Annotated in this window: 6 protein-coding genes and 1 tRNA gene; 2 read left to right on the plus strand and 5 right to left on the minus strand. The window is 67.1% G+C overall.

The annotated features are described in order from the left end of the window. Positions 1-78: 78 nt before the first annotated feature. Complete coding sequence (locus tag ACQKJZ_RS17115) at positions 79-1521, minus strand: S41 family peptidase (protein ID WP_427732656.1); 1443 nt, start codon at positions 1519-1521, stop codon at positions 79-81. 215 nt (positions 1522-1736) lie between these two features. On the opposite strand from ACQKJZ_RS17115, the gene ACQKJZ_RS17120 reads away from it, so the two are divergent. Further along, on the plus strand, positions 1737-2924 hold the full coding sequence (locus ACQKJZ_RS17120; protein ID WP_427732658.1) for a glycosyltransferase: 1188 nt from the start codon (positions 1737-1739) through the stop codon (positions 2922-2924). Positions 2925-2936: 12 nt separating this feature from the next. On the opposite strand, the gene ACQKJZ_RS17125 is transcribed toward ACQKJZ_RS17120, so the two are convergent. Genes ACQKJZ_RS17125 through yajC form a run of 4 tightly spaced genes read right to left on the minus strand, consistent with a single transcriptional unit; the run spans position 2937 to position 6289 of the window. Then, complete coding sequence (locus tag ACQKJZ_RS17125; protein ID WP_183952658.1) at positions 2937-3323, minus strand: Mth938-like domain-containing protein; 387 nt, start codon at positions 3321-3323, stop codon at positions 2937-2939. 9 nt (positions 3324-3332) lie between these two features. Next, the gene (gene secF / locus ACQKJZ_RS17130) at positions 3333-4313 is read right to left on the minus strand and encodes a protein translocase subunit SecF (RefSeq protein ID WP_427732661.1); all 981 of its coding nucleotides are present in this window, start codon (positions 4311-4313) and stop codon (positions 3333-3335) included. A gap of 16 nt (positions 4314-4329) precedes the next feature. After that, a complete protein-coding gene (gene secD / locus ACQKJZ_RS17135; protein WP_312488300.1) occupies positions 4330-5934 on the minus strand; it encodes a protein translocase subunit SecD in 1605 nt (534 codons plus the stop codon). A gap of 4 nt (positions 5935-5938) precedes the next feature. Continuing rightward, on the minus strand, positions 5939-6289 hold the full coding sequence (gene yajC, locus ACQKJZ_RS17140; protein WP_312488302.1) for a preprotein translocase subunit YajC: 351 nt from the start codon (positions 6287-6289) through the stop codon (positions 5939-5941). Positions 6290-6482: 193 nt separating this feature from the next. On the opposite strand from yajC, the gene ACQKJZ_RS17145 reads away from it, so the two are divergent. Then, a tRNA-Pro gene (locus ACQKJZ_RS17145) sits at positions 6483-6559 on the plus strand. The last annotated feature ends 135 nt before the right edge of the window (positions 6560-6694 follow it).

Genomic DNA, 6694 nt, shown 5'->3' on the forward strand with positions numbered 1-6694 from the left:
CCCGAGCTCTACGCCAGCGGAAAGGCCCCACCCCAACCCCTCCCCTGAAGGGGAGGGGCTCTTTCACATTCTTCCCCCTTAAAAATACCCTGGCACTTCCCGCTGGGCGGGCGAGGGGGCCAGCGGCTGGACCAGCTTGCGCGGGCCGGCCTCCACCGACTGGGCGCTGGCGCTCGATGCGCTGATCGGCGTGCAGCTCTTGCCCTGCAGGAAGTCGAGAGCGGCGCGGGTCGAGGCTTCCTGGGGATCGCCCATGCGCCGCGTCAGGTCGTCGCCCGCGCGGCAGCTCGCCGGCACGGTGCTGGCCAGGCCGTTATAATAATCGCCCTGGCGGTTGGCGTTCTGAACGGCGAGCGCGATGACGCGCAGGCGGTCGTCGCACTCGCTCTTGTCCAGTCCGATCTGCCCCACCGGCTTGCCATAGGTGTTGGCCCCGATCAGGCCCGACCGCACGCCAAGATAGGGCAGGGTGCGGTTGAGCACGAGCTCGCTGGCCGAGGCGGTGCCGCCGGTGCCGATAAAGGCGAGGCGGGACGGCACGATCGATTCGGGCTGGGGCGAAAAGAAGGTGGTCGTGTTGTTCGACGCCTTGCTGGCGCGGAAGGCGGTATAGCCCATCACGTCCGAGGTCTGGCGATCGCCGCCCAGCAGGTTGTTGAACAGGTCCGCGATGCTCAGGCGGCCGCCGCCATTATAGCGGAAATCGACGATGACCTGATTGATGCCCTGCTGTTTGAAGGTGGCGAAGGCGGCGCGCAGTTGCGGATCGGCGGCGTCGATGAAGGTGCGCAGGTTGATATAGCCATAGCGCTGGCCATTCTCGGTGATGACCTGCGTGCCGTAATTGGGCGAGACGGGTTGCAGATTGAACTGCGCCTTGGTCAGCGTGACGGTGCGGACATTGCCGGCGGTGTCGGCGACGCGCAGCACGCGCGAGGTGCCCACCGTGTCGGGCCCGAGCGCGTTGGAGATGCCGTTATTGGAATCGGCGCGCACGATGTCCGAGATCGACCGGATGTTGCCGGTCGTAGTGCCGATGCCTTGGATCTCCGTACCCCGGTCGATTCCGGCCGCCAGCGCGGGGCCCCCCTCGAACGATTCGGCGATCATCAACTTGGTCTGGCTGGCATCACTCGTCAGGCGGAAGCCGAAGCCGGCATCGGCGCCGGTCGCGTTGAACGCTTCCTCCTCCTTGATCGAGGTGATGTAGGTGAAATAACGATCCTTGCGCTGCGACCGGGCGACGGCGGTCAGTGCGTCGATATAGTCGCTGACGGTCGAATAGGGCGCGGGGTCGAGGCTGGCCGGCAGCGTCTCGGGAAAGAGGTACCATTCGTTCAGTTGGGCCGCGACCCAGTTCTGCCGACTGCGCAAGGAACAGGCGCCGGTGGCCGTATTGCCCCCCGTGCTCGCGCCCCCGCCATTATTGTCCGCTACGACCTGGCCGCCATCGCCGCCGCCGCATCCCGCGAGCGTCGCCGCCAAAGCCAGCATCGCACCCAGCCGTCCGAATCGCGCCATTACATCCCCCCTCGCAGGTCCAGAGCTGGATAGCCCATCGCCAAGACTGTGTCAGCGGCGATGTTTCACGATGATGAACGGATAAGAACTTGGGTGGCAATATCGGTTAACTTGATGGGCCAAGATGTCGGTCGATCTCGCGATGGTCACGATGGTGTCGGCAAAAGCGGTGCAATTGGGCCGCGCGTTGGACGCGATGATGGCTATAAGGGGTCATGCTGAACGTCCTGACCCTGTCCAGCCTGTTCCCCGATGCGACGCGGCCCAATTTCGGGATCTTCGTCGAACGCCAGACGGCGGCGCTGTCGGCGCGGCCGGGGGTGGACGTGCGTGTGGTGGCGCCGATCGGCCTGCCGGTCTGGCCGCTGGCACGAAGCGCGCGGTTCCGGGGCCAGGCCGCGTTGCCGCTGCGCGAATCATGGCATGGGCTGGACGTGTCGCGGCCGCGTTTCGTGACCGTGCCCGCGACGGGCGGCCGATTCCACGTCGCCGCCCTGGTTCGCGCGCTCACGCCGGTGCTCGACCGGCTATGGGCGGAGCGGCGTTTCGATGTGATCGACGCATCCTTCTTCTTTCCCGATGGCCCCGCAGCGGTCGCGCTGGGGCGGCGCTATGACGTGCCGGTGTCGATCAAGGCGCGCGGGGCGGACATTCATCATTGGGGGCATGCCCCCGCGACTCGCGTTCAGGTCGCCCGCGCCGCGCGGGATGCGCAGGGGCTGCTCGCGGTCAGCGACGCGATGGCCGACGATGTCGCTGCGCTGGGTGTGCCGCGACAGGCCATCCGGGTCCACCATACCGGTGTCGATCAGACCCGGTTTCAACCGACCGATCGGGCGGCCGCCAAGGTGGCGCTTGGTGTCGCGGGGCCGCTTGTCGTGTCGCTCGGCGCGCTGATCCCGCGCAAGGGGCATGAAGTGGTGATCGACGCGGTCGCGCGCTTGCCGGGCGTGACGCTGATGATCGTGGGCGAGGGGGGCGAGCGCGAGGCGCTGGCGGCGCGGGCACGCCGGCAGGGCATGGCCGACCGCGTCCGGCTGGTGGGCGGTGTGCCGCATGACGAACTGCCCGCGCTGCTCGGCGCAGCGGACGTCATGGCGCTGGCCTCGGTATCCGAAGGCCTGGCCAATGCCTGGGTCGAGGCGCTGGCCTGCGGCACCCCGATCGTCATCACCCCTGCCGGGGGTGCCCGCGATGTCGTGACGAGCCGGACGGCGGGGCGGATCGCAAGCGCCGACGCGGGGGCTTTCGCGGCGGCGATCGGCGAGCTGCTGGGGCAGGCATCCGATCCCTGGGCGGTGCGTGCCGCCGTGCGCGACTTCACCTGGGCGGCGAATGCGGCGGCCTTGCATTCGCATCTGGCCGAACTGGCCGGTCGTCGGGGCGACGCCACCGCGAGTTAGCGCGAGCCGCCGTCAGGCGGCGTCCAGCGGGTAGAGCGCGGCGACGATCTTGCGCCCCTCGCTGCGCAATACACCCCAGGCGCGGGCGGCGGCGCGGCTGTCCATCGCCTCGACACCCAGCCCCGCCGCCTCCATCGCCGCACGGAACGCGGCGGGCGGCCGGCGCAGTTCGGCCCCGGTGCCCAGCAGCAGGAACTCGGGCGCTTCGTCGATCAGCGCCTGGACCGAGGCCGTGTCGAGCGCGTCGAACGCCGGCGGGCTCCAGGGTTCGTGCCAGTCGGGCGACAGGAGCAGCGCCGGATAGGCGATCTCCCCGACCCGGTAACCGTTCGCGGCGAAGCCACGGACGATCGGGCCGGGGGCGGTGGGATCGCGGGTGATGCGGATCGAGTCGCTCATCCCCGCCGCTTACCCCTCACGCGGAGTGATACGCTCGGCATTGGCGATGGTCCGCTTGTCGGTCGTGCCCGGCTTTTCGCGGTTCGGCTCGGCACGCAGGCCCAGCGTGATGAGCAGCGAGGACGAGACGTAGATCGACGAATAGGTGCCGACCACGATGCCCAGGATCATCGCCGCCGTGAAACCGCGCAGCACATGACCGCCCAGCAGCAGGAGCGCCAGCAGCGCCAGCAGGATCGTGACCGAGGTCATGACGGTACGCGGCAGCGTTTCGTTGACCGACAGGTTGATGATCTCGCGCATGTCCATCTTGCGATACCGGCGCATATTCTCGCGGATGCGGTCGTCGATGACGATCTTGTCGTTGATCGAATAGCCGATGATGGTCAGGAACGCCGCGATGATCGTCAGGTCGAGTTCGAACCGGGTGATCGCGAAAAAGCCCAGCGTGACGAGCAGATCGTGGACGATCGCGACGATGGTCGACACGCCGAACTGCCACTCGAAACGGAAGATGGCGAACAGGCCGATGCCCAGGATCGCCAGCACCACCGCCAGCACGCCGTTCTTGATCAACTCGTCCGAGACCTTGCCCGACACCGTGTCGTAACGGCTGAAGGTGGCGCCGGGGAATTGCTGGGCCAGCGCGGTTTCGACCTTGCGGACGACGGCGTTGGTCGCGCCTTCGTCGTTGGATTCCGGCACGGGCAGGCGGATGCTGATGGTGCGGCCATCGCCGACCGTCTGGATGCTGGCTTCGCCCACGCCCAGGCCGTCGACGACCGAGCGGACGCGGTCGGCCGAAGGCGGGTTGGGGAACTTCTCTTCGATCATCAGGCCGCCGACGAAGTCGACGCCCAGATTGAGGCCCTTGGCGAACGTCACGCCGACCGCGAGCAGGGTGAGCGCGAGCGTCAGCCCGAACGCCCAGCCGCGCAGGCGGACGAAATCGATGTTCGTGTTGTCGGGAACGAGTTTCAGGAGGCGCATGATCTGTTCTCCTGCCTCAAATATTGATGGTCTTGGGCTTTTCGCGGCGCAACCACAGCGCCACGAGCATCCGCGTGAAGGTAACGGCGGTGAACACGCTGGTCACGATGCCGATCAGCAGCACGACCGCGAAGCCCTTGACCGGGCCCGAACCGAGCACGAGCATGATGACGCCCGAGATCGCGTGCGTGACGTTCGCCTCGAAGATGGTGCGGCTGGCTTCCTTGTATCCCAGCTCGACCGCCTGGACGACGTTGCGCCCGCGTCGTCGCTCTTCGCGAATACGCTCGTTGATCAGCACGTTGGCGTCGACGGCGGTGCCGATGGTCAGGATGAAGCCCGCGATGCCCGGCAGGGTCAGCGTCGCGTTCAGCATCGCCATGACCGCCAGGATGACGAGCACGTTGATGACGACCGCGATGTTCGCATAGATGCCGAACCGGCCATAGGTGACGGTCATGAACACGATCACCGCGACCGCCGCGATCGCGGAGGCCAGGATGCCCGCGCGGATCGAATCGGCGCCCAGGTCGGGGCCCACGGTGCGTTCCTCGACGACCTTCAGATCGACCGGCAGCTTGCCCGAGCGCAGCGAGATCGCCAGCTGGTTGGCGGTGTCGACGGTGAAGTTGCCGCTGATCGAGGCGCGGCCGCCCAGGATCGGTTCGTTGATGTTCGGCGCCGACAGCACCTGACCATCGAGGATGATGGCGAAGGGCTTGCCGGTGTTTTCCTGCGTGATCCGCGCGAACTTGCGCCCGCCCTGCGCGTCGAAGGTGATCGCCACTTCCGGTGCGTTGGTCTGCTGGTTGAACTGCTGCTGCGCGTCGATCAGCTGGTCGCCCGAGATGATGACCGGCCGCTTGACCGCGATCACCGGCGCGCCCAGCGGATTGCCCGGATAGGGCAGGATCTGGCTGCCCGCCGGCGCATTGCCCTTGGCCACGTCGACCGGGTTGGCGGTCGTGTCGACCAGCTTGAATTCCAGCTTGGCGGTCTTGCCGATCAGGTCCTTCAGCGCCTGCGGGTCCTGAAGGCCAGGCACCTGCACCACGATGCGGTTGCTGCCCTGTTGCAGGATCGTCGGTTCCTTGGTGCCCAGCGCGTCGATGCGGCGACGCACGACTTCGGTCGCGGTCTTCATCGCGGTATCGACCGCCTGGGTCAGCCCCGCCTGGGTCGGCTTCAGGACGAAGCGCGAGGTGTCGACGACCTGGATGTCCCATTCGCGCTGGCCGGTCATGCCCGCGCCGCCGCCGGTGATCGCCAGCAGGCGCTCGCGTGCCGCATCGACCTGGGCCGGGTCGCGCAGCATGAAGCTGAGCTGGCCGTCACGCACCGAGATGTCGCCGATGTCGATGCGGGGATTGCCGCGCCGCATCTCGGCCGCGACCTGATCGCGCATCGTCTCCAACCGCGAATTGGCGAGGTCGGCGGTATCCGCCTCCAGCAGCAGATAGCTGCCGCCCGCCAGGTCGAGCCCCTTGTTCACGCGCGGGTGCGGGATGGCGCCCCATGTGTTCGTGACGCTTTCGGGCAGAAAGCTGGGGATCGCCAACAGGCACAGCGCTGCCAGCAGCGCGACGATGGAAGCGACCTTCCAGCGGGGGAAATCCAGCATCGGATCAGTCGTTCGCGGGCTTGGCGTTGGGGTTCACCACGTCGGTCAGCGTCGCCTTGACCACGCGGACGCGGACATTGGGGGCGATCTCGACCTCGACCAGCTGATCCTCGACGCGGGTCACCTTGCCGACGATGCCGCCCGCCGTGGTGACCTGATCGCCCTTCTTGACGCCCTCGATCGACGCCTGCAGCGTCTTCATGCGGCGCTGTTGCGGGCGGATCATCAGGAAATAGAAGACGACGAAGACGAGAAGCAGCGGCGCGAGGCTGAGGAACGAGGCGGCGCCACTCGATGCGGCGGCACCGGAGGCGGCTGCCATCACGGCGACTGGGGCGGTGAAGGGAATGAACATTCGGACCCGTCTATGCTGAATGGGCACGGGCACCCGTCGATGCGCGAACGATCGACCAGCCCCCATGTCGGATAGCCTGCCCGCTACCATCGCAGGCGGACAGGCGCAATGGAGAGGCCGATGTGGTGTCGCGATCATCGCAACATCAAGGCTTGCATCCCGGATAAAACCCGCATAGAGGCCGCCGCTCGGTCGGGGCGTAGCGCAGCCTGGTAGCGCATCACACTGGGGGTGTGGGGGTCGCAGGTTCGAATCCTGTCGCCCCGACCAATCTTCTTCCAACATTGGCGGACGACGAAGAAGCGGGCGAAAGCCCGCTTTTTTCGTTTTTGGACTACCGAATTCCTCCCCATCGCAGATGGGGAGGGGGACCGCCGCGAAGCGGTGGTGGAGGGGCGGGGGAGG

The sequence above is a fragment of the Sphingomonas sp. NPDC019816 genome (assembly GCF_050274375.1).
Taxonomy (GTDB): Bacteria; Pseudomonadota; Alphaproteobacteria; order Sphingomonadales; family Sphingomonadaceae; genus Sphingomonas.

Excerpts from the sequence above, each read along its gene's own strand:
- ACQKJZ_RS17115 (WP_427732656.1), bottom strand. The coding sequence starts at position 1,521 with ATGGCGCGATTCGGACGGCTGGGTGCGATGCTGGCTTTGGCGGCGACG.
- secF (WP_427732661.1), bottom strand. The coding sequence starts at position 4,313 with ATGCGCCTCCTGAAACTCGTTCCCGACAACACGAACATCGATTTCGTC.
- ACQKJZ_RS17120 (WP_427732658.1), top strand. The coding sequence starts at position 1,737 with ATGCTGAACGTCCTGACCCTGTCCAGCCTGTTCCCCGATGCGACGCGG.
- secD (WP_312488300.1), bottom strand. The coding sequence starts at position 5,934 with ATGCTGGATTTCCCCCGCTGGAAGGTCGCTTCCATCGTCGCGCTGCTG.
- yajC (WP_312488302.1), bottom strand. The coding sequence starts at position 6,289 with ATGTTCATTCCCTTCACCGCCCCAGTCGCCGTGATGGCAGCCGCCTCC.
- ACQKJZ_RS17125 (WP_183952658.1), bottom strand. The coding sequence starts at position 3,323 with ATGAGCGACTCGATCCGCATCACCCGCGATCCCACCGCCCCCGGCCCG.